The sequence below is a fragment of the Kitasatospora sp. NPDC001539 genome, assembly GCF_040298565.1.
Classification (GTDB): domain Bacteria; phylum Actinomycetota; class Actinomycetes; order Streptomycetales; family Streptomycetaceae; genus Kitasatospora.
The window spans coordinates 1-23,738 of record NZ_JBEPAK010000049.1 but is presented as its reverse complement, the minus strand read 5'-3'; the positions used below and the strand labels follow the sequence as shown (position 1 = coordinate 23,738).

Genomic DNA, 23,738 nt, shown 5'->3' with positions numbered 1-23,738 from the left:
GGAGCAGTGGCAGACGGCAGAGGCACCGAGGTGCGGCGGCGGTTCGCGGTGGACGGGTTCGCGACCGACCGGGACGGACGGGCGCGGGAACGCGGGAAGGCCCTGCGGCGGCGGGTGCCGCGGGAGCGGCACGCGGAGTTCGCGACCGCTGCCGGCCGGCCGACCGCCGTGGAGGCCATCGAGGCCTCCAACGCCGGACGGATACCGGAGCTGGTGCCGATCCGGGTCGGCCGGATGGCCACCACGCCGTTCGCCTTCCTGCGCGGCTCGGCCGGGCTGATGGCCGCCGACCTGGCCGGCACGCCCGTGAGCGGTGTGGACGCCCAGCTGTGCGGGGACGCCCACGCGGCGAACTTCGGCCTCTACGGCGATGCGCGCGGCCAACTGGTCATGGACATCAACGACTTCGACGAGACCGTGCCCGGCCCGTGGGAGTGGGACCTCAAGCGCCTGGCCACCAGCCTGGTGCTGGCCGGCCGGGAGACGGGGGCGAGCGAGACCACCGCCCGGGCGGCCGCCCAGCACGCGGCCGGCGCGTACCGCCGGACGGTGCGCACGCTCGCCAAGCTGCCCTCACTGGACGCCTGGAACGCCGTGGCGGACGAGCAGTTGGTGTCCTTCGCCGACGCCCACGACCTCACCGACGTCCTCCGGAAGGTCGGCGCGAAGGCGCTCGGCAACACCAGCGCCCGGTTCGCCGCCCGCAGCACCACCCGGACCGCGGACGGCGGTTGGCGCTTCACCGCGGCCGCGCCGGTGCTCACCGAGGTGACCGACGCGACCGCCCGGGCGGTGGCCGAGGCACTCGGCCCGTACGTGGCGACGGTGCCCCCCGAGGTGCGCACCCTGCTGTCCCGCTACCGGGTGCAGGACGTGGCGTTCCGGGTGGTGGGCACCGGCAGTGTCGGCACCCGCTCCTACGTGGTGCTGCTCACCGACCACCGGGACCAGCCCCTGGTGCTCCAGGTGAAGGAGGCCCGCCCGTCCGTGCTGCTGCCGCACCTCGACGGCGCCGCGCGGGCGGAACGGCAGCACGAGGGCAGGCGGGTCGTGCTCGGCCAGAAGCACATGCAGGTGGTCAGCGACACCCTGCTCGGCTGGACGACCGTCGACGGACTCCCCTGCCAGGTGCGGCAGTTCCGCAACCGCAAGGGCAGCGTCGACCCGGCCGCGCTGCTGCCCGACCAACTGGACGACTACGCCCGGATCACCGGCGCCCTGCTCGCCCGGGCGCACGCCCACACCGCCGACCCCGAGCTGCTGGCCGGGTACTGCGGAAAGAGCGAGGCACTGGACGAGGCGGTCGCCGCGTTCGCCGTGGCGTACGCGGACCGCACCGAGGCCGACCACGCCGAGCTGGTCGCGGCCGTGCGCAGCGGGCGGCTGCCCGCGGAGTCCGGCGTGTAGCGGGGCAGCGGCGGACCGTCTGCCCGTCGGCGGGGGGACGGTCCGCACCCGCGACCGTCGGGCATCCGCAGCCGTCGGGCGTTCGCAGCCGTCGCCCGGCAGGTGGTGCCGGGCGGTACCCGCGCCGGACGGCCGCTCAGCGTTCCAGGAACGGCGCCACGGCGGCGACGAACTCGGCCGGCCGGGCACTGTGCACCAGGTGCCCGGCCTCGATCGTGACCAGGCCGCAGTCCGGGACGAGCCGGACGAGTTCGGCGATCCGCTCCTGGGGAACGGGGCTGGCCGGCCCGCCCGCGACGGCCAGGGTGCGGGCGGTGATCCGGGTCAGCCCCTCCCGCCAGGCCGGGTCGGGGTCGTCGAGCTGCGCCTTGACGGCGCGGACCATCGCCCAGTCGAAGTGCGCCGGTTCGTCGGCCCCCTCCGGCGGCACGCTCGACGGGCGCGGGTGCAGCGCCGGGATTTCCTCCAGGACCAGCCGGTCGACCCGCTCCGGCGCGGCCTGGGCGAGCAGGTAGGCGACGGCGCCGCCCATCGAGTGGCCGACCAGGTCGACCCGCGCCAGGCCGAGCGCGTCGAGGAAGGCGACGACGTCCTCGCGCATCGCCTCCAGGCTGTAGGCGGCGGTGCGGCCGCTGTCGCCGTGGCCGCGCAGGTCGAGCGCGTACACGTGGTGCCCGGGGGCGAGGTCCGGCAGCACGACGTCCCAGTCGGTCGCGCGCTCGCCGAGGGCGTGCAGCAGGACCAGCGGCGGGCCGCCGATCCGGCCGCTCTCGCGGTAGGCGAGCGTGACCTCGGGGAGTTCCACCGTCCGTACGTTCGTCATGCCCGCCACGGTACGGGCCCACGGGCCGTCACCGGACGGCTGTTCGCCCTCGGCTCACCGCGACGGGCTCCTCCCCGGGGCGCACCCGCTCGGCGGCCCGCCCGGCGAACACCGAGGTCAGCACCGCGAGTCCGGCCACCGCGGCGCACACCGCGCCGGCGGCCAGGTAGGCGGAGCGGTGGTCGCCGCCCCCGGCGGTCGCCCGCAGGTAGACCCCGGACAGCGCGGAGACCGCGACGGCGGCCGCGATCCGCTGGGTCATCTGCAGGATCGCCCCGCTCACCCCCGCCGCCTCGGCGGGCGCGTGACGCAGCACGAACGCCTGGTTGGTCGGGCCCATCAGACCCACCGAGGCGCCGCTGAGCAGTTGCAGGAGGGCGAGCAGCCAGGGCAGCGCGGCGGCCGGGGCCCAGTGGCCGACCAGTCCGCTGCCGAGCATGGCCAGGGCGGAGCCGGCCATCCCGAGGGTGACGGTGCGTCGCCCGATGCGCTGCACCACCCGCCAGGCGAGCGCGGAGGCGGCCGCCATGGCCAGGGCGGAGGGCAGGGCGACCAGGGCGGCGCCCAGCGGGGACAGGCCCAGGCCGTCCTGGAGGAACATGGTGAGGACGAGCGAGGCGGCCAGCGAGGAGCCGAACTGGGCCATCGCGGTGGCCGTGCCGAGCGCGTACGGCGCGGAACGGGTGAGCGCCGGGTGGATCAGCGGGTGGCCGCCCCGGCGGGCGTAGCGGCGCTGCCACCGGATCAGCGTGCCGAGCAGCAGCAGGGCGGCGGCCGTGAAGCCGATCCAGCCGGTCCAGCCGGGTGGCTGGACGAAGGGCAGCATCAGGACGAGGGTGAGCGCGCCGACCAGCAGCAGGCCGGTCAGGTCGAGGTCGGTCTGCCGGGCGCTGGGTCGCGGCCTGGGCAGGTGCCGGGCGGCCAGGACGACGGTGGCCAGGCCGAACGGGACGTTCAGCAGGAAGGTCAGGCGCCAGCCGAGTCCGGGGCCGGCCGCCGCCAGCACCAGCCCGCCGACGGGCGGGCCGAGGGCGAAGGCGAGGCTGCCGGTGACGGCGTACATGCCGAGCGCTCGGGCGCGCAGCTGACCGTCGAAGACGTCCTGGAGGGTGCCGATCATCTGGGAGTTGACGAGCCCGGCGCCCGCGCCCTGGAGCAGCCGGGCGGCGATCAGCACCGCGGGGTCGGTGGCGGTCGCGGAGACCAGGCTGACCGCGGTGAACAGGGCGAGCCCGGCGACGAAGAACCACTTGCGGCCCTTGACGTCACCGAGCCGGCCCCCGGGGACCAGGGCGAGGCCGAAGGCCAGCGAGTAGCCGGCGACGATCCACTGCAGGTGGGCGGGGTGGGCGTGGAGGGTCTCGCGGAGGGCGGGGACCGAGGTGTTGAGGACGGACTGGTCGAGCAGCGTGGTGAAGCCGCCGGCGACGCAGACCAGCAGCACGCGGCGCCCGGCGGCGTCGAAGCGCTCCTTGCGCGGCGTGGCCGTCGGGGCGCCGTCGGCTGACCCGCCGTCGACTGACGGGACGACTGCCGGGACGTCGAGTGGCGGAGCGTCGATCGACGGGACGCCGGCCGCCGGGTCGCCGTCCCGGTCGGGGCGTATCGGTCCGCCGGCCGCCGGGCCGGTGGCGGCGGCGCTCACGGCTCGACCACCAGGAGTGCGTACCGGGCGCAGCCGGGGCCCAGGCTGCGGAAGCGGCTGGTGCCGGAGCCGTAGCGGAGGCAGTCACCGGGGCCGAGCAGCTGCGCCTCGCCGTCCAGGGTGAGCTCCAGGGCGCCCTCGAACAGCCACAGGTGGTGCTCCAGTCCGGGTGGGCAGGGGCGGTCGTACGCGATGTCCGCACCGGCCGGGAGCAGTCCCTCGATCACCTCGCCGCGCAGCGACCCGTGCGGCGGCGACACCGAGCGGCGCACGAAGCCGGTCGCCTCGTCCCGCCACACCCGCTGCTCGTCGGCCCGCACCAGCCGGGCCGGTTCGGACTCCACCTCGGCGAGCAGACGGGACATGGTCCGCCCGTACACGGCGCAGAGCCGCCCGAGCAGGGCGGCGGTGGGGCTGACCTCGGCCCGCTCCACCCGGGACAGCGTGGACCGGCTGACGTCCGCCCGGCACGCCAACTCCTCTAGCGTCCAGTTGCGTTGGAGACGGAGTTCGGCGAGGCGTCGGGCCAGCCGCTCGTCGGCGGCCGTGTCGATTCCCATATCCGCGATGCTATCCCGGATGTGAGATCACCTTCGCGGCCTTTCCCGGCTGCGGTCACGGTCTGACGACGGCTCGTCCCCGGCCACGCCGGCCCAGCAGGCGCCGATCATATGATGTTCACCGATAAAGTGGCCGGTCAGCGGCCCCATGGGCGAGGGGGACCACCATCGTGTTCGGCATCATCAGACCGTGCAGGCACCGGCTGTCCGAGCGGCTCCAGACCTCCTGGATGGCGCACCTGTGCGGGCTCTGCCTCGCGCTGCGCGACGACCACGGCCAACTCGCCCGGACTGCCACCAACTACGACGGTCTGATCATCTCCGTCCTGGTCGAGGCCCAGGCCGCCCGGGAGGACTCCTCCTGGCGGCGCACCGCCGGACCGTGCCCGCTGCGCGGCATGCGGACCGCCTCCGTCGCCAAGGGCGAGGGCGCCCGGCTGGCCGCCGCCGTCTCGCTCGCGCTCGCCTCGGTGAAGATCCGCGACCACGTCGAGGACCGGGACGGCGTCTTCGCCCGCCGGCCGGTGGCCGCCGGAGCCCGGGTGGTGACCAGGCGTTGGGAGCGGAAGAGTTCGGGCACCGCCTCCGCGGTCGGCTTCGACACCGCCGTGCTGCTCGACGCCGCCTCCCGGCAGGGCGGGCTGGAACGCTCGCTGCTGCCCGGCAGTTCGGTGCTGATGGTCACCGAGCCGACGGAGACCGCCACCTCCGCCGCCTTCGCCCACACCGCGGTGATCGCCGGGCGCCCCGGCAACGCCGCCCCGCTCGCCGAGGCCGGACGGCTGTTCGGCCGGCTCGCCCACCTCCTCGACGCCGCCGAGGACCAGGCCGCCGACGCCGCCTCGGGCGCCTGGAACCCGCTGACCGCCACCGGCACCGACCGCGCCGAGGCCGAACGGCTCTGCCGGGACGCCGTCCACGGCATCCGGCTCGCCCTGCGGGAGGTCGAGCTGAGCGACCGCGCGCTCGTCCACGTGCTCCTGGCGCACGAGACCGAACGCGCGGTCGACCGGGTCTTCGGCCGGCCCGCGCACGGGGCGGCCTGTCGGCGCGGTTCCCACGGCGAGCACCCGCAGGACGCGCCGCCCCGCCAGGTGCCGCCCGGCGCCCCGGGCCAGCCGCACCCCGGCCAGGACCCGAACGCGCCGGTCTCCCCGTGGCTGCCGCAGGGCCCCGGCTTCACGCCGCCGGGACAGAAGCCGCCGCCGCCGCGCAACCTGCTCGCCGGGTGCGCGGTCTGGGCGCTGCTGGCCTGCACCTGCCAGCTGCTCTGCTGCGAGCACGAGCATCCGTTCACCCGGGAACGCCGCAAGGGCTTCTGCGAGCGGCACGACTGCTGCGACTGCGACTGCGGTGACTGCGGCGAGTGCTGCGGCAGTTGCAACGACTGCGGTTGCTGCTGCGACGGGTGCGACTGCGGTTGCGACTGCTGACGACGGCCCGTCAGCCGCCCTGCCGCTCCTGCCGGTCCGGCCCGGCCCGGTCGGACGCCGCCGGCCCGGGGTGCCCCCGCAGCACCCCGGGCCGCTTCGCGTCCTCCTGCCGTGCGTCCCGCCGCCAGAGCGGCAGCACCACCACCGGCCGCACCTCGACGGCCTCAGGCATCACGCCGCCCCGCCGACTCGCGGTCCGCCGCCAAGGAGTGCTCCAGCCCGGCCAGCAACTGCCGGAACCGATCGGCGTCCTGCTCCGTGATCCGCCCCGTCATCCGCCCCTCGGGCGCCGCCCCCGGCCGCTCGGCCGTTCTGTCGTCCATGCCCCCGACGCTAGGCGGCAGTGATCAACGGGCGATAAACGCGCGCCGCCCCCGGACCGACCGGACTCGGCGCCCGGAGCACGCCGTTCCCGAGCCGCGGTCACCGAGAGCCGCGGTCACCGGAACCACCAGGCGGTCGCCGGAACCGCCGGGCGGTCACCCGCCGGCCGTCGCCTCCTGAGCCAGCATCACCTTCCGCAGTAGGCCCGACAGGGTGCGCCGCTCGTCCTCGCTCAGCACGCCGAGCAGCCGCCGCTCCTCGCGCCCGACCACGTCGAGGGCCTCCTGCCAGGCGGCTCGCCCGGCCTCCGTCAGGACGATGTCGACCTTCCGGCGGTCCTCCGTGGACGGCGTGCGGAGGACGAACCCGCGGCGCTCCAGGGATTCCAGGCGTCCGGTGACGGAGGCGGGTGCGAGGTTGAGGTCGGCGCGCAGGTCGGAGGGGGCGGCGTGGCCACCACGGCCGGCCAGCACGTGGAGGGTGTCGAACTCGTGCTTGTGCAGGCCGTAGTCGGAGACGCCCTGCTCCCGGACCCGGCCGAGGTGGTGGGTGAGCCGCGACATCCGGGTCACCGCCCCCTCGATGTCGGGGTCGAGGTCGGCCAGCACCGGCAGCCAGCGCTCGACGTGGCCGTCCGTCCAGTCCCGGGGCGGGTGCGGCTGAGGGGTCGGGTGCTCGGGCATGGGAGGAGTCTACAAAGGCGACACTTCTGTCGGCACCGAAATATTCGTTGCCAAAATTTCGCTACCGAAATACAGTCCCGCACATGTCCCAACACCCCTTGCGCCTCCCAGGGTTCCGTCTGCTCCTGGTCGGCCGTACGGTCTCCACTCTCGGTGACGCCGCCGTGCCCGCCGCCCTGGCCATCGCCATCACCCGTGCCACGGGCTCCTCCGGGGCCCTCGCCCTCGTCCTCGGCTGCGCCATGGTGCCCAGGCTCCTCCTGCTGCCCCTGGGCGGGGTGGTCGGCGACCGCTTCGACCCGCGCCTCGTCGCCCTCACCACCGACCTGCTGCGCGCCGCCACCCAGCTGCTCGTCGGCCTCGAACTCCTCGGCGGCCGCCCGGTCCTCACCCACATCGCCGTCGCCGAGGTGATCGGCGGCGCCGCCTCCGCTTTCGCCATGCCGACGGCCTCGCCACTGGTCAGGGGCACCGTCCCGGCCGAGCACCGGCTGCGCGCCAACGCCCTGCTCGGCTCGGCCACCAGCGCCGCCCGGCTCGGCGGCCCGGCCCTCGCGGGGGTCCTGGTCCTCACGGCCGGACCGGGCTGGGCCTTCGTCCTCGACGGCGCCTCGTTCCTGCTGAGCGCGGCCCTGCTCACCCGGATCAGCGTCAACCACGTGCCCACCGGCCCGAGCTCGCTGCGCCGGAACCTCGCCGAGGGCTGGAGCGAGGTGCGCTCCCGGGACTGGTACTGGACCAGCCTGATCGCCCACGGCGTCTGGAACGGAGCGAGCGCCGTCGCGCTGACCCTCGGCCCGCTGATCGCCGCCACGCGTCTGGGCGGGGACGGCGTCTGGGTGGCGATCACCCAGGCCGCGGCGGTGGGGCTCCTGGTGGGCTCGCTGGTCGCCGGCCGGGTCCGGCCCCGGCGCCCGGTCCTGGTCGGCAACCTCGCCCTCGCCCTGTACGGGCTGCCGCTGCTGGCGCTGGCCGTACCGGCGCCCGCGCCGGTGGCGGTGCTCGCCTACGGGGTGGCGACGGCCGGGCTGGGCTTCCTCAACCCGGTCTGGGAGACGGTGGTCCAGCAGGACTTCCCGCCCCGGGTGCTGGCCCGGGTGACCTCCTACGACTGGCTGCTCTCGCTGGCCGTTGCACCCGTCGGGTACGTCCTGGCGCCGCTGGCCGCCGACGCCTGGGGCAGCCGGGTGCCGCTGCTGACCGCGGCGGTCCTGGTGACCGCGGTCTGCGCGGGCACGGCGGCGGTACCGGGGGTGCGCCGACTCGGCACCGCGCCCGCGGCACCGGAAGCGGGAACGCCGGAAGCGGCGCCGGAAGCACCGGGACCAGGGCCGCGAGCGCCGGAAGCGGCGCCGGAAGCGCCGGGACCGGCGGCCGCGCAGCAGCCGCCGGTCCCGGTCGGCTCCCGGACGCCCTGGGCGCCCCAGGCGCCCTGCGAGCGGGAGGTCAGTTCCAGATGCCGGTGATGTCCGCCGCGCTCGCCGCGTTGCCCGCGTGGCCGCTCGCCCCGGAGAGGTCCTCCAGCGTGCGCAGCACGTTGTAGTGGTTGTAGCTGGTGGCCGAGCTGCTGCCGGGGGCGACGTGCGCGCCGTAGAACACGGTCGGGATCCGGTTCCCGGACAGGCTGTTGTCCTCGTCGAAGGTGACCACCAGCAGGCTGTTGTGGGTCTGCGCCCAGCTGGCGTACGCCCCCAGGTTGTTCTTGATCCAGGTGTCGCCGGTGCTGACCGAGCAGTCGTGCATGTCGCTGCACAGGTTCGGGATGACGAAGGAGACGTTCGGCAGGGTGGTGTAGTCGGTCGGGAACTGGGCGAAGGTCTTCGCCGAGCTGAGCGGGACGTTGCCGAAGCCGAACCAGGGGTTGTGCTTCTGCGCGTACTTGCCGCTGCTGCAGACCGTGCTGCCCTGGCTGGGCAGGGTCTCGTTGTAGCTGGCCCAGGTCTTGCCGGCGGCGGCCACCTCGGAGGCCAGGTTCGGGGCCTGGAACCCGCCGACCGTCACGCAGCTGTCGTCGACCCTGCCCTGGGTGGAGCCGGAGAACAGGGCGTAGTAGTTCGGCTCGCTGGGGTGGGTGATGGCGAAGGACTGGGTGAGGTTGCCGCCGCCCGCCTTCAGGGTGTTGTTGAGGTAGGGCGCGCTGCTGCTGCCGATGATCTGGGTGTAGGCGTGGTTCTCCATCACCACGACCACGATGTGGTCGGGCGTGGGCAGCCCGGCCGCCTGGGCGGTGGTGGCGGTGGCGGCCCAGAGCCCGCCGGAGGCGGCGACCAGGGCGACGGCCGAGCCGATCGCGGTCGCGGCGCGGCGGGAGCGGGGGCGGCGGCCGTCGCCCGGGCGGGCGCCGTTCGGCGGGGTGTCGTTCGGCGGGGTCTCGTTCAGGGGCTTCGCAGACGGAGTCATGACAATCCTCGGGTGAGAACGGCTCGGGGAGACGTGCGCTGTGGAGCTCTGGGCATTCGCGAACGGCCCGGCCTAGTAGGGGCTGCCGTTGGCGAAGTCGGTGGCGAAGGTCGACTCGACGGTGCCGAGCACCCCGGGGTCGGAGACGATCAGGCCCAGCTCGCGGTTGTGGTTCAGCGAGTTGTCGGAGAAGTTCTCCGAACCGGCGAACACCTTCGCCGTGGCGGTGCCGTAGTCGGCGACGACCGCCTTGGCGTGGATGTACAGGCCGGTGGTCGAGGAGTAGCTGACCACCCTGACGCCGGCAGCGGTGACCTGGTCGAACTGCGAACCGTAGGTGTCCGGGTTCATACCCACGATCCGCACGGCGACACCGCGCTCGGCGGCGGCGGTGACCGCGTCCACCAGGGCCGGGTCCCCGAACTCCAGCTGTTCCACGTCCAGCGTGGTCCGCGCGCCGTTGATCAGCGCCAGCAGGCGGGCCTGGGAGTCGGTGGGCGACCACACCAGGTTGTCGCCGTCCGACGGGGTGACGGAGGTCCTGGCGTAGTCGGCCGCGAAGACCCGATCGATCGCGGCGACGTCGTTGGCGTCGGTGTCGACGACGCCGTAGTCGCGGTCGTTCGCGTAGTAGGTCGAGTCCAGGTTGCCGGTCATGATCAGCGACGTGGCGCCGTCCACGGTGACGGTCTTCTGGTGGGTGTAGACGAACGCCGAGGAGGAGTACGTCACGCCCACGCCGGCCGCCTTCAGCGCGTTGTAGGCGGAGCCGTTGACCGAGGTGTGCTGCCCGTCCAGGATCACCCGGACCCTGACCCCGGCCCGCTGGCGGGCGATCAGGGCGTTGACGGCGGTGGTGTCGCGCAGTTCGTACATGGTCACGTCGACGGTCCTGGCCGCCGAGCCGATCAGGTCGTAGACCACCGTGTGGTCCTGGTCGGGGAAGACGACCGCGGTGTACGTGCCGGTGGCGTGGGCGGTGCCGGTGGCGGACAGCAGGCCGGCGGCGGCCAGCAGCAGGGCGCCGGCCCGGCGCGCGGAGGTGGCCAGGGACATGGGGACTCCGGATGCGGTGAGGGGAAGTCATTGAGGGAGCGGGGTGCGGCGTGCGGGGAGGCGAGCGGAGCGCCCGAACAGGATGCGGGCACCGCCCTCGACGCGGGTAGACGACGGCAGGTGAAACCTTGTCCCCGGGCCGGGAAACGGGCGGTGCGCCCGGCAAAACCGCCCGACAACGGACGATGCGGGCGATCGGGTTCAGATTGCCTCGGGTGCCCCGGCCGGAGATAGTGATCTTCGAGCGGCGCAACCGGACGCCGCGTCAGTTCGCGAGAGAGCCGAGGAACATGGCGAAGACCAGTCTGTTGCGCCCCTTCGCGGTGGCCGCCGCCGCTGCCGTCCTGGCGGCGACCGGCACCGTGCCCGCCCTGGCCGCCGACCGGGACACCACCGCACTGCCCGTACCCGACACCGCCGGGGTGCTCAGCGCGCTTCAGGCCACCATGGGGGCGGGTGCCCCCGGCGCCTTCGCCGTCATCCGCGACCACGGCGGGGACGAGCGGACCCGCTCGGTCAGCGTCGGCCGGGCCGACCTGGACGGTACCCCGATGAACTCCTCGTGGAGGTTCCGGGTCGGCAGCAACAGCAAGATGTTCGCGGCCGTTCTCGTGATGCAACTGGCGGAGGAGGGCCGCATCGACCTGGACAAGCCGCTGCGGGACTACCTGCCCGCCGGCACCCTGCCGGCCGGCTGGGACATGACCGGCCGCCAGGTGATGGAGCACCGCGCGGGCGTCTACGACCACACCAACGACCTGCTGGAGCAGCCCGGCGAGGAGACCACCAGCGCCTTCGAGGCCCGCATCCGCACCAAGGTCTACAACCCCGCCGACCTGGTGGCGATGTCCGTCAGGCACGGCCAGCAGTACACCCCCGGCACCCGCTACTCCTACTCCAACACCGACTTCGTCCTGATGGGCCTCGCCGTCGAGCACCTCACCGGCCGCCCGTACCCGGACGTGCTGCGCGATCGGATTCTGGAGCCGCTCGGCCTGGACAGGACCTCCTTCGTGGTCCCCGACCAGCGGATCGAGGGCCGCCACATCACCGGCTACCTGACCAACGACGACCGGACCAAGCCGCTGCTGGACTCCACCGAGCAGACCGGCTCCTGGGTCTGGAGCGCCGGAGCCGTCATCTCCTCCGCCGAGGACCTCGACCGCTTCCTGACCGCCCTGATGGCCGGCGGCAACGGCGGCCTGGTCTCGGACGCCTCGCTCAAGCAGATGGAGGCCGTGCTGCCGACCCCGACCGCCAGGATCAGCTACGGCCTGGGGCTGCGCCGCATCTCGCTCTCCTGCGGGGACGTGTACGGGCACGGCGGCATCGTCCAGGGCTACCAGACGCAGTCCTTCACCACGCCGGACGGGCAGCGCAGCGTGGTCGTGTTCGCCAACGCCTCCAACAACGGCGCCGTGACCCAGGGGCTGATGAACGCCCTGGAGCCGGCCTTCTGCGGCAAGAAGCCGGCCGCCGCGCCGCGCACGGCCCTCGTGCAGCAGGACGGGGCGGACCGGGACCTGCCGGTGGTCGAGGACACCCGGATCTGATCCGCCGCGCCGTCGACCGGCGCACCGTCCCGGCCGGGCCGAAGACAGGACGGACCGGACGGACCGGACGGACCGAACGGCTCATGCCTCGTTGAGTGCCGGTGCCGAGCGTCGGCCGGGCGGCCGGGCGGCCGGGCGGAGGGTTCCGGCCGCATCGGCCGCACGGCTGCGCCGGTGGACCGTGCCCGCGGTGCCCGGGGGCGGGCGGCACCCCGTCAGGTCGCTTCCGGCATCGCTCGCCCTGCTCCGGGCAGCGCGTTGAGCCGGGCCCGAACGGCGTCGGCGTCGCGGTGCTGCAGGTCCTCCAGGATGGTGAGGCCGAGCAACCAGGCGCTCCGGGCGGCCTCGACGTCGCCGAGGGCGAGGTGGGTGTCGCCGATGTGGGTGTGGATGTCGGCCTGGAGGAAGTAGTCGCCGACCGCCTGCCGCAGCCGCAGCGACTCGTGGTAGGCGGGCAGCGCCGCGTGGTACTCGCCGAGCTGGTGGTGGATGAAGCCGATGCTGTCCCAGATCGACGACTGCCCCGGCAGGTTGCCGGCCTCGCGGGCCAGGTCCAGCCCGCGGCGGCAGTACGGGAGCGCCTCCCTCAGCTCGCCCTGCTGCGCCAGGTACCAGCCGATGCTGTTGAGCGCGAGGGCCTGTCCGGAAGGGTCCCCGAGTGCCTGGAACAGCTCCAGGGCCCGACGGGACTCGGCCACCGCCTCGGCGTTGGCCCGCACCTCGCCGTGAGCGATGGCGAGGTCGAGCTGCGTCCTGCCCTGGCGCGGCCGGTCGCCGAGCGCCTCGAACTGCCGCAGGGCCAGCCGCAGCTCGCGCTGGGCCTCCGGCTGGCGGTCCTGGGAGCGGTGCACCTGGCCGAGCCAGCGGTGCGCGTGGGCCTGGTGGCGGAGGTCCCCGGTGCGTTCCGCGGCGGCCAGCGCGATCTCGCTCGCCCGCTGCCACTGCTGCCACAGCCCCGACTTGAGCAGGTAGGCGACCTGCGCGCCGACGAGCTGCCAGGCGTGGACATCGGCCCCGGTCCGGTGCGCCGCGTCGACGACCCGTTCCAGCACCGGCTGCTCCTCCCGGTACCAGGCGAGCGCCTGCCGGCGGTCGGCCGGTTCCTCGGGCGTGACGCCGGCGGCCGGTTCGGCGAGGTCGAGCGTCTGCCAGGAGGCGTCGTCGGCGTAGGCGAGGCAGCCGGCGCGGTGCGCGGAGTGCAGGTAGTGGTCGAACATCCGCAGGGTCGCCCCGGCCTGGCCCTCCGGCGACTCGGACGCGGCCGCCTGCTCGGCCGCATAGGCCCGCAGCAGGTCGTGGAAGGTGTACCGGCCCCGCTCCGGGGCGGTGATCAGGTGGGCGCGGTGCAGGTCCTCCAGCAGGCGGCGGGTCTCGGACTGCGGCAGGCCCGCGAGGCTCGCGGCCGCGGCCGCGCTGATGTGCGGGCCCGGGTGGAGGCCGAGCAGCCGGAACAGCCGGGCGGCCTGCGGAGCCAGGGCGCGGTAGGACCAGGAGAACACCCCCCGGACGTCGGCGTGGCTGTCACCGGCCGACAGGAGGTCCAGGCGGACGCGGGAGTCGCGCAGTTCACCCGCCCACACCCCGAGCGGCGTGCCGGGCTCCTCGGCCGCCCGGGCGGCGGCGATGTTCAGCGCGAGCGGCAGGCGGGCGCACAGCTCGACCAGCTCGTCGACCGCCTCCCGCTGTTCCTCGACCACGTCGGCGCCCAGGCGGCGGGCGAGCAGTTCCCGCGCCTCCTCGGGCGTCAGCACGTCCAGGGTCAGCGGTACGGCCCCGTCCAGGGCGACCAGTCCGGGCAGCCGGTTCCGGCTGGTGACCACGACCAGGCAGGTGTTGGAGCCGGGCAGCAGCGGGCGGACCTGTTCCGCCTCGCGGGCGTTGTCCAGGACCATCAGCGTCCGGGTGCCGGCCAGCCGGCTGCGCAGCAGCGCGAGCTGCCCGTCCGGATCGGCGGGGATGCGGTGGGCCGGAACGCCGAGCGCGTCCAGGAAGCCGCGTGCCACGTCGGCGGCGTCGACCGGCGCCCTGGCCGGGTCGAACCCGCGCAGGTTGGCGAACAGCTGGCCGTCGGGGAAGTGCTCGGCCACCCGGTGGGCGAAGTGCACGGCCAGGGTGGTCTTCCCGACGCCGGCGGTGCCGGCGATCGCCGAGATCACCACCGCCCCGCAGCCGGGGGCGACGTCGGCCAGCAGCCGGTCGAGCACTTGGAGCTCGCGGGCGCGCCCGGTGAAGTGCCGGACGGCCATCGGCAGCTGCTGCGGGCCGGTGATGACGGCGGTGCCGAGCGGCGCGGACCCGGGCGCAACGGAGCGGAGGGCGGGGGTGGCGGCGGCCGGTGCCGCCGCCGCGACCGGCACGCCCGGCGCTCCCGTCCGCTCCGCGACCCACCGGTCCGCGCCGCTCGGGTCGGCACCCGGTGCCTCCGCGCCCCGCGGGTCCGGGTCGCGGGCCGCAGTCAGCCACGCGGCGCGGGTCTCCGGGTCCACCCCGAGGGCCTCGGCCAGCCGGACCACCGAGGACATCCGCGGCCGGCGCCCGCCGGCCTCCAGCGCGCTGATCGATCGCGCCGACACCCCCGAACGCTCCGCCAGCTCGTCCTGACTCCACCCCGCCGACAGTCGTCGTTCCCGCAGCAGCGCGGCGAACACAGCAGCCCCCACCCATCCCCCCGGATCCCTGCGAACCGAGCCGTCGCCCCCACCGTCCGGCTCGGATCGCGAACGAGAGTAGCCGGAAGCAGCCGAAGTGTCAGGTCAACGTCGGGTCAACGTCGTGGTGGGGTCCCTCGCCCTGCCGGGAGGATGAGCGCCGGACGGACCGGCCGAAGGAGGAACTCATGAGCGCTCGCAGGACTGCTTCGCGTCCGACCGGTGGTCCGGCCCGGACCGCGGTGGTCGCCGTCGCCCTCGCGGCACTCGGCACGGGCGGTACGGCCGACGCCGCGGCCGGCCCGGTCGGCGGCCAGGTCCGCTCCGGCTCCGTCCCGGTCCGCTCCGGCGCCGTCCCGGTCATGGAGGTCAGGACCGCCGACGGTGTGCTCACCGTCCGACGCTCCTCCGACCGGCCGCCGACCTCCGACCGGCCGTCCGCCGGCGCCGCCCGGCCCACCTCCGCCACCACCTGCAACGGCGTGGACCCCAAGGTCTGCTTCGCCGTCAACGGCAGCGGCTACTACGTCAGCACCATGGAGAACACCACCTACTACGGTGCGGGCGCCTGGGCCGACATCCAGATCAAGAGCCCGACCGGAGCCCTCCTGACGGGCACGAGCTTCTACGCGGCCGGCGGCGGCTGGTACACCGCGACCTACGCGCCGTACGGCTACGTCACCGCCGGCTGGTGGTGCGGCTTCAGCAACGCCGACGGCGGGGAGTACACCGGCAGTTGCATCGACGTGAGCAACTGACCGACCGAGCCGGCGGGCGTCGCCCCTCCCCACGGGGGCGGGGCCCGCTGTCCGGCTGCGAGCCGCGGTCACGGGGGTGCCGCGGCTCGCGGCCGGCGCCGCTCAGTGCGGCATCGCGTCGAGGGCGGCCCGGGCGACCTTCACGGCCTCCGCCTGGCAGCCGGCGGCCGGGTGGTCCGCGCCGCCGAGTCCGACGAGCACGCGCAGGTTGCCGTCGCGGACGGCCAGGGAGCAGTTCTCCCCGTTCGCCGGGGAGTCCCAGTACGCCTCCTCGCCGACACCGAGGCCGTCGTCACGCCGGTGGCCGGCGGCCGAGACGGCGAAGTCCTCGCGCTGCGTGCGGGTGGCGTCGTCGCTGCTCCCCGCGCTGCGGCGGAGGTCCCAGCGGACGGTCGCGGACGGCTGCTGGTCCCGGTAGGTCTGGCCGGCGACCACGATCACGCCGTACCAGGAGCAGCTGGTCCGGGCGGTGGAGGACTGCTCGTCGTACCGGTCCTCGTCCGGCTCACGCCGCGCGGACGGCAGCGGCAGCCGGGGAGCGGCCTCCGCGCAGACCGGTGCCTTGACGTACTTGTCCGGCACCGCCGGGCTGTTCGGATCGCGCAGCAGCAGGTAGCCGCCGACACCGGTGGCCGCCACGACGACGGCCGCGGCGGCCACCAGCGCGGCGGGGCGGCGCGGGCGCCGGGGCGGGGCCGATCCGGCGGGCGCGGCCGATCCGGCGGGCTCCGCCGGCCCGGGCGCGGCGTCCACGGTGGTGGCCAGGTACGGCGCCGCCAGGTGGTACGACGTCGGTTCGGTCCCCTGCGGCCGGGGCACCGCCGCTGCCTGCGGGTTCGCGAGCAGCGCGTCGACCTGCGCCCGCTGCGCCGCGATCAACGCGTGCACCGCCTCCGGCCACTGCCGTCCGGCCGGGGCGACCGGACCGAGGAGGTCGAGCAGCCGCACCGGCGTCGGACGGGCGGCCGGGTCCTTGGCGAGGCAGGCCGCCAGGAGCGGCCGGGTGGCCGCGGGGGCGCCGGTGAGGTCGGGCTCGGCGTGCACGATGTTGTACAGCGTTTGCAGGGCGGAGGCCCCGGCGAAGGGGCTGCGTCCGGTCAGGGCGAGGGCCAGCACCGAGCCGAGCGAGAAGACGTCACTGGCCGGGGTGAGCGGCCGGCCCTCGGCCTGTTCCGGGGACATGTACGCGGGCGAGCCGATCACCCCTCCGGTGCGGGTGAGCTCGGCGTCCTCCCCGGCGGCCCGGGCGATGCCGAAGTCGATGACCCGCACGCCGTCCGCGGCGAGCAGCACGTTCTCGGGCTTGAGGTCGCGGTGGATCACCCCGGCACGGTGGATCTCCACCAGCGCCGTGGCCAGGCCGACCGCCAGCCGGTGCACGGCGTCCGCCGACAGCGGACCGGCGGCCTCGACGGCGGCGCCCAGCGAGGGGCCGACCACGAACACGGAGGCCAGCCAGGGCGTGGACGCCTCGACGTCGGCGTCCATCACGGCCGCGGTGTAGGCGCCGGAGACCCGGCGAGAGGCACCCACCTCCTGGCGGAACCTGGCCCGGAACCCGGCGTCGGCGGCGAACCGCTGGTGCACCTGCTTGACCGCCACCAGCCGCCCGTCCGGCCCGGCGCCGAGCAGCACCCGGCCCATCCCGCCCCGGCCGAGCTCGGCGAGCACCTGGTAGGGGCCGACCTCGGCGGGGTCGGACGCGCGGCGCCGCCGCATCGGGGCGCCCGTCACGGTTTGGCCGTCGGGGTGGCGGTGGCGTCGGGGGTCCGGCCGTCGGTGGAGACCGTCCGGGCGACCTTCACGGCCGAGGCGCTGAGCGCCTTGGTCATCTCCTCGCACCGTCCGCGCGGATAGGTGGCCCCCTTCACCGAGACGAACACGAAGAGGTTGACGTCCCGGACGTAGAGCACGCAGTCGTTGTCGGACAGGTACTTCTGCGGGAGCCAGAAGGCCTCCTCGGCGAAGGTGGTGCCGGTCTCGCGGGTCTTGCCCCCCATGTAGAGGTCCTCGTAGTGCGCCTTGGCCCGCTCGGCACCGGTCCTGCCGCCGGGAACGGTCGGGTAGACGTTCCAGGCGATCTGGACCTGGTCGCCGGAGCGCGAGGTCCAGTCGCAGAAGTTGGAGGGGAACCTGCCCGCGGAGTCCGTGCCCTGGTAGTCGCCCGCGTTGCCCTGCGGCGTGCCGAAGTCGGCGGGGGCCGTCACCTTGCGGGCGTCGGTGCAGGACGGCACCACGGCGGCGTACGCGTCCCGGACCTGCGAGAGCGGGATGTTCCCGGGGGTGGGGACCGGCTCGGGGAACACCGAGTCCAGGTTCACCACGCCGGTGGCCACCAGCCCGCCGGCCACCGCGGCGAGGGCCAGCACCACCGCGCCCACCGCCAGGGCGATCCGGCGGCCCCGACGGGGGCGCCGTACCGGCGCCGGATCGGTCGGTGCGGGACGCCCGGGCATCGAGGGCCCGGCGGCCGGCGCCGGCTCGGTCGGCCCGTAGCCCGGGGCCGCCGCGGGCCCGGGCTCGACCACGGTCGGCGCCCCGGCGCCGAGCAGCCGGGCGACCTCCGCCTCCTGCGCGGCGAGCAGCCCGTGCACCGCCTCCGGCCAGGGCCGGGACGAGGGCGCGAGCCGCCCGACGGCGGCCAGCACCTCCCGGGGAGTCGGCCGGGCCGCCGGGTCCTTGGCCAGGCAGGCGGCGACCAGGGGCCGCAGCCGCTCCGGCACCCCGTCGAGCTCGGGTTCCGCGTGCAGGACGTTGAACAGGATCCGCGGCAGCGACTCCCCGGCGAAGGCCGGCCGGCCCGCGCAGGCCACCGCCAGGGTGGCGCCGAGCGAGAACACGTCGCTCGCGGGCGTCAGTTCACGCCCCTCGACCTGCTCGGGCGACATGTACCCGGGCGAGCCGATCACCGCCCCGGTGCGGGTGAGCTTGGTGTCCTGCCCCTCCGCCGCCCGAGCGATCCCGAAGTCGATCACCCGCACGCCGTCGGCGGCGAGCAGCACGTTCGAGGGCTTGAGGTCGCGGTGGATCAGCCCGGCCCGGTGCACGTCGAGCAGCGCCTGCGCCAGCCCGGCCGCCAGCCGGCGCGCCGGCTCCTCCGGCAGCGGTCCGACCGCCGCCAGCGCCTCGGTCAGCGCCGGGCCGGGCACGAACTGGGCGGCCAGCCAGGGCGTCTGCGCCTCCGGGTCGGCCGCGATCACCGCCGCGGTGTACGCCCCGGACACCCGCCGGGAGGCCTCCACCTCGCGCCGGAACCGGACCCGGAACCCGTCGTCCTCGGCGAGCTCGGCGTGCACCTGTTTGACCGCCACCGTCCGCCCGTCGGGCGAGACCCCCAGCAGGACCCGGCCCATCCCGCCCTGCCCGAGCACCGCCAGTGTCCTGAACGGACCCACCCGCGCGGGCCCGTGAGGCCCCAGCGTCTCCACCTGTACCCGCTCCCCCTGCCGCTGTCGCGAACCGATGATACAGACGGGGTTTCCGGGCCCCCGCCGCCCGTGCCCGAGCTCCGTCACCCGCATCGGTGCCGCCGAGTGGCACACGAACGAGGCGTCACCGAGGCTGGGCGGGAGTCCACGCGGCAGAGGGGTCCGGTGTCGATGTCCGGTACGAGCTTCGCGTTCCCGCGTTCCCGCGTTCCGTGCCGGCCCCTCTCGCCGGGGCCCGCGGCCGCGACGCCGCCACCGCGGCGGGCGTGGCCGTCCCGGTGGGTGCGTACGGGCCGCAGCGCCGGGGCTTCGACGCCGTGGTGACCGACCCCCGCACGGCGGCCCCCGGCCCGACGGACCCCGGCCCGACCGCCTCCCGGAAGAGCGGGGAGCGCGTCACGGACCGTCGCCCGACCGGCCGCGAGCCGGCGCCGGAGCTGAGCCGCGACGACCTGCGGGCCGCGTTCCGCCCGGCCCGCTCCGAACAGGTCGGCATCGAGGTCGAATGCGGCCTGGTCGACCCGGCGACGGGGCTGTCCGCCCGCTACACCGGCCGGTGCGGCGCGCGGGCCGTCCTGGAGGCGGTGCTCGCCCGGTGGGGCGGCGAGCGGCAGGAGGACTCCGGGCACCTGACCGGCGTCCGGCTGCCGGACGGCAGCCAGATCACCCTGGAGCACGGCGGGCAGATCGAGTACTCCTCCGCCCCGGCGCCGAACGTCGGCAAGGCGGTGGACGACATGCGCTCCGCACTGGACCGGCTCGCCGACCTGGTCAGCCGGTTCGGCCTGGCCCTGCTGCCCGGCGGCAACCTCCCCTTCGACCGGCTCGCCGACGTGCGGTGGGTGCCGATGACCAGGGGCGCCGTGATGCGGGACCACTTCGCCCGGCTGGGTGAGGCGGGCAGCCGGGCCCCGTACGTCATGGCGTTCTCGCTGTCCACCCAGGTCACGCTCGACTACCTCTCCCCCGCGGACCTCGCGGAGAAGCTGCGGATGCAGACGGCCGCCGCACCGGTGGTGTCCGCCCTGCTGGTGAACTCGCCCATCCACGAGGGCCGTTCCGAGGGACTGCTGTCCCACCGCAGCTGGTCCTGGCTGCGGGCGGACGCGTACCGGACCGGCCCGTTGCCACCCGCGCTGAGGCCCGACGTCACCGTCGACGACATGGTCGACTGGGCCCTCGGCATCCCCCTGATCCACTACCGGACCCCCGACGGCCGCTACCACGCCGCGCCGGAGCGCCCCTTCGCCGACCTCCTCCGGCACGGCTTCGACGACGGGTCCCGGCCGACACCGGCCCACTGGGCGGCCCACCTGAACCAGCTCTGGACCAGCACCCGGGTCCGCACCACCCTGGAACTGCGCGGCGCCGACGGGCCGCCGCACCCGTTCATCGCCGCCGTCCCCGCGCTCTGGACCGGTCTCAGCTACCACCCCGATTCCCGCGCGGCCGCCTGGGAGTTGCTCGGCCGCTACAGCCTGTCCCAGCACCGCGCGGCACTCACCGAGCTGCCCGCCCAGGGCCTCGCCACCCGGCTGGGCGGCGACCCCGTCCGCCCGCTGGCCGCCGAGTTGCTCCGGCTCGCCCGGGCCGGCCTGGCCGCCCGCGTCGCCGCGGGCCTCGAACCGCCCCACGTCCCCGGCTACCTCGACCCGCTGGACGAGATCGTCGCCACCGGCCGGACCTTCGCCGAGCAGGACCTCCAGCGTTGGCACGGCGAGTTCCGGCGCGACCCGGCCCGCTACGTCGCGGCCCACCGGGTCTGACCCGCTCACCGCCGGCCCTCCTCGGCGGGCCGGCGTGACGGGGCCGCTGGCGGGCCGGGCTCCTGATCCGCCATCGGACGACAGGGCGGTCCCAGCCCCGGTGGAGCCGTCTCGGGCTGCCTTCCTTCGGTGGTGGACGGGGGCGCGGGCCGGGTGCGGCGGAGGTCCGCCCGTCGGCGGACCGCTCGCCCGCCATGCCAGGAGCCCGCCGCCGCGGCCCACCACGCGCCGCCGCCCCTGCCCCGTCCCGGGACGTCCGGCCCGGCGGTCCGCCCGCACCACCGGAACGGGCCGCCGGGCGAACCGGAGCCCGGCCCGGCGCCTCGACGAGGGCCTCAGGGCTTGACGCCGACCCCGGCGTAGAAGGACACCTGGGCGTCCGTGACGCTCGCCGGGCACAGGCCGGCGGAGTCGTCGCCGTCGGGCTGCCAGCGGTGGGCGGGGACGATGCCCGGGTCGAGCAGGTCGAGGCCCTCGAAGAAGGAGGCGAACTCCGCCTTCGGGCGCAGCCGCAGCGAGGTGCCGGCCTGGTTGTAGATCTCCTCGACCTTGGAGGCCCCGGGCGGGTCGAGCTCGGCGGTGGCGTGGGAGAGGACCAGGGCGGAGCCCGGGGGCAGCGGGTCCAGGAGGTGCTCGAGGATGGCGTGGGCGTCGGCCAGGTCGGGGACGAAGTGGAGCAGGGCCACCATCGAGAGGACGACCGGCTGGTCCAGGTCGAGGGTGCGGGCCACCTCGGGGGTGGCCAGGATGGACGCGGGGTCGCGGACGTCTCCGTGGACGTACGCGGTCCGGCCCTGGGGAGTGCTGGTCATCAGGGCACGCGAGTGGGCCAGCACGACGGGGTCGTTGTCCGCGTAGACCACCCGGGCCCGGGGGTCCACGCCCTGGGCGACCTCGTGGAGGTTCGGCGAGGTGGGGATGCCGGTGCCGATGTCCAGCCACTGGCGCAGACCGCGCCGGGCCAGGGCGCGGGTCGCGCGGTGCATGAAGGTGCGGTTGGCGCGGACGGCGGTGCGCATGGTGGGGAAGGCGGTCAGCACGCGCTCGGCGGCTTCGCGGTCGACGGCGAAGTTGTCCTTGCCGCCGAGGAAGTAGTCGTACATCCGGGCGCTGTGCGGGATGTCCTGGCGTATGTGCGGCACGACCGGTTCGCCGGACCACCCCGGCTCGGCGGGCGTCATCCAGGTCTCGTCCGCGCTCATCCGCTGTCCCCTCATCTGTGATCACGTCAGGCCCGCCGCAGTCTAGCCAACTGGTCGATGGTGCACGGCGGGTCGGCCCGGGCCCACGGCGACGTCCCGGAGGCCCGACGGGGTCTCCGCCGCGGTCGCGGTCGGGTGCGCGGTCGGGGTCGCGGTCGGGTGCGCGGTCGTCGACGGGGCCCGGTGGGTAGGCTGCCCGGCAGGAATGATCACCGGGAGTCGCCGTGTCCGCCCTCACGCCCGCCGCCAGGCCCCGTCTGCTGCTCGTCACCGATCTGGCCTACCAGGCCCGCGGCCGCCGGTACTGCGACGAGGACATCCGGCTCGCCAACCGCCTGCGCGAGGACTTCGAGCTGGCCCTCTGCCACCCGCTGGACGCGGCGGCGCTGATGGACTCCTTCGACGTCGTCCTCGTGCGCAACAGCGGACCGGTGCTCAACCACCTCCGCGCGTACCAGGACTTCCGCGACCGGGCGCTCGAACGCGGCACCCGGGTGTACAACGAGCTGACCGGTCGGGCCGACATGGCCGGCAAGCAGTACCTGCTCGACCTGAGCGCCGCCGGGTACCCCGTCATCCCCACCGTCGACCGGGCCGAGGACCTCGCGCGCCTGCCCGTCGTCCCCGAGTACGTGGTCAAGCCGAAGCTCGGGGCCGACTCGATAGGCCTGCGGATCGTGCCGCGCGGGCAGCTGGACTCGGCCGACTACGGCTCGGTGCTCGTCCAGCCGCTGGTCCGCTTCGCGTACGAGGTCTCGTTCTACTTCGTCGACGACGCCTTCCAGTACGCCCTGCACGCCCCCGACCCGGAGCGCCGCTGGGAGCTCGAACGGTACGAGCCGACGGCCGCCGACCTGGAGTTCGCGCAGCGCTTCATCGCGTGGAACACCATCGGGCACGGCATCCAGCGGGTCGACGCCTGCCGCACCCCGGAGGGCGGCCTGCTCCTGGTCGAGCTGGAGGACCTCAACCCCTACCTGTCCCTCGACCTGGTCGACGAGGGCACCCGCGACTCGTTCGTCGCCGCGCTCAGGGCCTCCCTGCTCACGCTGGCCCGGCCCCGCCCCTGACCCTCCGGACCGCCTCGGTCAGCGCCTCGCCCAGCGGCAGGTCGATCCGCGCCACGGCCAGCTCGTCGCCGCGGGTCGCGCCCCGGTTGACGATCACCACCGGGGTGCCCGCGCGGGCGGCGTACCGCACGAAGCGCAGCCCCGACATGACCGTCAGCGACGAGCCGAGGACCACCAACGCCTGCGCGGAGTCGACGAGTTCGAAGCAGCGTTGCACCCGGGGCTTGGGCACGGACTCGCCGAAGAAGACCACGTCCGGCTTGAGCACTCCCCCGCACTCCGGGCAGGGGGCGATGCGGAAGCCCTCCACCAGCTCCTGCGGCAGCTCGGCGTCGCCGTCCGGGTTGGCCCGGGCCGACCCGTCGCGGAATCCGGGGTTCAGCAGCTCCAGCCGGCGGTCCAGCTCCGCCCGGGAGCCGGTGCGGCGGCAGGTCAGGCACACCACCCGGTGCAGGCCGCCGTGCAGCTCCACCGCCGTGCGCGTGCCGGCCGCCCGATGCAGTCCGTCCACGTTCTGGGTGATCACCGCCGAGACGTGGCCCGAGCGCCGCAGCTGCTCCACCGCCCGGTGCCCGGCATTGGGCTCGGCCCTCGCGATCGCACGCCACCCGACGTGGCTGCGCGCCCAGTACCGGCGCCGGGCCGCCTCGCCGCCCGTGAACTCCTGGTACGTCATCGGCGTCCCCCGCCGCCGGCTGCCGGTCTCGCCCCGGTAGTCCGGGATGCCCGACTCGGTCGACAGCCCGGCACCGCTGAGCACCACGACTCCCCGGCCGGCCAGCAGCCGCACCAGTTCCGCGAAACCGACCGCATCGGCCGCGCCGTCCGCCGGACCGCCGGCCGCCGACCCGCCGGGACTCGCCACGGGCACACCCATGCCATCCAGCCTAGGGCCCGTCTTCAAACCCCCGCCTGCGGGCCGACGCCGGGGCACGCGCCTCGCCGCGTTGTCGTCGGTCGCCGATGCTCCGCATGGACTCCC

20 protein-coding genes are annotated in these 23,738 nt (G+C 75.2%); 7 read left to right on the top strand and 13 right to left on the bottom strand.

What is annotated here, in order from left to right:
- The first annotated feature begins 6 nt into the window (after nucleotides 1-6).
- A complete protein-coding gene (locus ABT247_RS11100; RefSeq protein ID WP_502892431.1) occupies nucleotides 7-1,407 on the top strand; it encodes a DUF2252 domain-containing protein in 1,401 nt (466 codons plus the stop codon).
- 136 nt (nucleotides 1,408-1,543) lie between these two features.
- On the opposite strand, the gene ABT247_RS11095 is transcribed toward ABT247_RS11100, so the two are convergent.
- From ABT247_RS11095 to ABT247_RS11085, 3 genes are read right to left on the bottom strand one after another with little or no spacing between them, the layout of a single operon-like run.
- Nucleotides 1,544-2,230, bottom strand: coding sequence for an alpha/beta fold hydrolase (locus ABT247_RS11095; RefSeq protein ID WP_350741230.1), 687 nt, complete (start codon nucleotides 2,228-2,230; stop codon nucleotides 1,544-1,546).
- Between the two features lie 28 nt (nucleotides 2,231-2,258).
- Entirely contained in the window at nucleotides 2,259-3,875 is a 1,617-nt protein-coding gene (locus ABT247_RS11090) for an MFS transporter (RefSeq protein WP_350741228.1), read from the bottom strand.
- Nucleotides 3,872-4,435 (bottom strand): helix-turn-helix domain-containing protein, encoded by a 564-nt coding sequence (locus ABT247_RS11085; RefSeq protein WP_350741226.1) that lies wholly within the window; start codon nucleotides 4,433-4,435, stop codon nucleotides 3,872-3,874. The genes ABT247_RS11090 and ABT247_RS11085 overlap by 4 nt, the downstream gene beginning before the upstream one ends.
- Nucleotides 4,436-4,605: 170 nt before the next feature.
- Here ABT247_RS11085 and ABT247_RS11080 point away from each other — a divergent pair, with 170 nt between their 5' ends.
- Nucleotides 4,606-5,868: a DUF5685 family protein gene (locus ABT247_RS11080; RefSeq protein WP_350741224.1), complete on the top strand. Its 1,263-nt coding sequence runs from the start codon at nucleotides 4,606-4,608 to the stop codon at nucleotides 5,866-5,868.
- A 10-nt stretch (nucleotides 5,869-5,878) separates the two neighbouring features.
- Here the strand turns inward: ABT247_RS11080 and ABT247_RS11075 are convergent, their stop codons facing one another.
- From ABT247_RS11075 to ABT247_RS11065, 3 genes are all read right to left on the bottom strand, one after another.
- Nucleotides 5,879-6,040: a hypothetical protein gene (locus tag ABT247_RS11075; protein WP_350741221.1), complete on the bottom strand. Its 162-nt coding sequence runs from the start codon at nucleotides 6,038-6,040 to the stop codon at nucleotides 5,879-5,881.
- Nucleotides 6,033-6,191 carry a hypothetical protein gene (locus ABT247_RS11070; protein WP_350741219.1) on the bottom strand — a complete coding sequence of 53 codons (159 nt, stop codon included), beginning with the start codon at nucleotides 6,189-6,191 and terminating at the stop codon, nucleotides 6,033-6,035. The genes ABT247_RS11075 and ABT247_RS11070 overlap by 8 nt, the downstream gene beginning before the upstream one ends.
- Nucleotides 6,192-6,347: 156 nt before the next feature.
- Nucleotides 6,348-6,875: a MarR family winged helix-turn-helix transcriptional regulator gene (locus ABT247_RS11065; RefSeq protein WP_350741217.1), complete on the bottom strand. Its 528-nt coding sequence runs from the start codon at nucleotides 6,873-6,875 to the stop codon at nucleotides 6,348-6,350.
- 83 nt (nucleotides 6,876-6,958) lie between these two features.
- Here ABT247_RS11065 and ABT247_RS11060 point away from each other — a divergent pair, with 83 nt between their 5' ends.
- Nucleotides 6,959-8,341, top strand: a complete 1,383-nt coding sequence (locus tag ABT247_RS11060) for an MFS transporter (protein ID WP_350741215.1) — start codon at nucleotides 6,959-6,961, stop codon at nucleotides 8,339-8,341.
- On the opposite strand, the gene ABT247_RS11055 is transcribed toward ABT247_RS11060, so the two are convergent.
- Both ABT247_RS11055 and ABT247_RS11050 read right to left on the bottom strand, forming a co-directional pair.
- A complete protein-coding gene (locus tag ABT247_RS11055) occupies nucleotides 8,322-9,275 on the bottom strand; it encodes an alkaline phosphatase family protein (RefSeq protein WP_350741213.1) in 954 nt (317 codons plus the stop codon). The two genes, ABT247_RS11060 and ABT247_RS11055, sit on opposite strands and share 20 nt — an antisense overlap.
- Nucleotides 9,276-9,347: 72 nt before the next feature.
- Nucleotides 9,348-10,331, bottom strand: a complete 984-nt coding sequence (locus ABT247_RS11050; RefSeq protein ID WP_350741211.1) for a phospholipase D-like domain-containing protein — start codon at nucleotides 10,329-10,331, stop codon at nucleotides 9,348-9,350.
- A 290-nt stretch (nucleotides 10,332-10,621) separates the two neighbouring features.
- Here ABT247_RS11050 and ABT247_RS11045 point away from each other — a divergent pair, with 290 nt between their 5' ends.
- Nucleotides 10,622-11,884: a serine hydrolase domain-containing protein gene (locus ABT247_RS11045; protein WP_350741209.1), complete on the top strand. Its 1,263-nt coding sequence runs from the start codon at nucleotides 10,622-10,624 to the stop codon at nucleotides 11,882-11,884.
- Between the two features lie 215 nt (nucleotides 11,885-12,099).
- On the opposite strand, the gene ABT247_RS11040 is transcribed toward ABT247_RS11045, so the two are convergent.
- Complete coding sequence (locus tag ABT247_RS11040) at nucleotides 12,100-14,544, bottom strand: ATP-binding protein (protein WP_350741207.1); 2,445 nt, start codon at nucleotides 14,542-14,544, stop codon at nucleotides 12,100-12,102.
- A 176-nt stretch (nucleotides 14,545-14,720) separates the two neighbouring features.
- Between ABT247_RS11040 and ABT247_RS11035 the strand changes: the two genes are divergently transcribed.
- Nucleotides 14,721-15,290: a hypothetical protein gene (locus ABT247_RS11035; protein WP_350741205.1), complete on the top strand. Its 570-nt coding sequence runs from the start codon at nucleotides 14,721-14,723 to the stop codon at nucleotides 15,288-15,290.
- 102 nt (nucleotides 15,291-15,392) lie between these two features.
- Here the strand turns inward: ABT247_RS11035 and ABT247_RS11030 are convergent, their stop codons facing one another.
- Both ABT247_RS11030 and ABT247_RS11025 read right to left on the bottom strand, forming a co-directional pair.
- A complete protein-coding gene (locus tag ABT247_RS11030) occupies nucleotides 15,393-17,024 on the bottom strand; it encodes a serine/threonine-protein kinase (protein ID WP_350741203.1) in 1,632 nt (543 codons plus the stop codon).
- Nucleotides 17,021-18,661, bottom strand: a complete 1,641-nt coding sequence (locus tag ABT247_RS11025; protein ID WP_350741201.1) for a protein kinase domain-containing protein — start codon at nucleotides 18,659-18,661, stop codon at nucleotides 17,021-17,023. The genes ABT247_RS11030 and ABT247_RS11025 overlap by 4 nt, the downstream gene beginning before the upstream one ends.
- A gap of 269 nt (nucleotides 18,662-18,930) precedes the next feature.
- Between ABT247_RS11025 and ABT247_RS11020 the strand changes: the two genes are divergently transcribed.
- Entirely contained in the window at nucleotides 18,931-20,484 is a 1,554-nt protein-coding gene (locus tag ABT247_RS11020; protein ID WP_350741199.1) for a glutamate-cysteine ligase family protein, read from the top strand.
- A gap of 335 nt (nucleotides 20,485-20,819) precedes the next feature.
- Here ABT247_RS11020 and ABT247_RS11015 read toward each other — a convergent pair whose 3' ends face one another.
- A complete protein-coding gene (locus ABT247_RS11015; protein WP_350741197.1) occupies nucleotides 20,820-21,686 on the bottom strand; it encodes an SAM-dependent methyltransferase in 867 nt (288 codons plus the stop codon).
- A 224-nt stretch (nucleotides 21,687-21,910) separates the two neighbouring features.
- On the opposite strand from ABT247_RS11015, the gene ABT247_RS11010 reads away from it, so the two are divergent.
- Nucleotides 21,911-22,756, top strand: a complete 846-nt coding sequence (locus ABT247_RS11010) for an ATP-grasp domain-containing protein (protein ID WP_350741195.1) — start codon at nucleotides 21,911-21,913, stop codon at nucleotides 22,754-22,756.
- On the opposite strand, the gene ABT247_RS11005 is transcribed toward ABT247_RS11010, so the two are convergent.
- The gene (locus ABT247_RS11005) at nucleotides 22,731-23,633 is read right to left on the bottom strand and encodes an NAD-dependent protein deacetylase (RefSeq protein ID WP_350741193.1); all 903 of its coding nucleotides are present in this window, start codon (nucleotides 23,631-23,633) and stop codon (nucleotides 22,731-22,733) included. The two genes, ABT247_RS11010 and ABT247_RS11005, sit on opposite strands and share 26 nt — an antisense overlap.
- Between the last annotated feature and the right edge of the window lie 105 nt (nucleotides 23,634-23,738).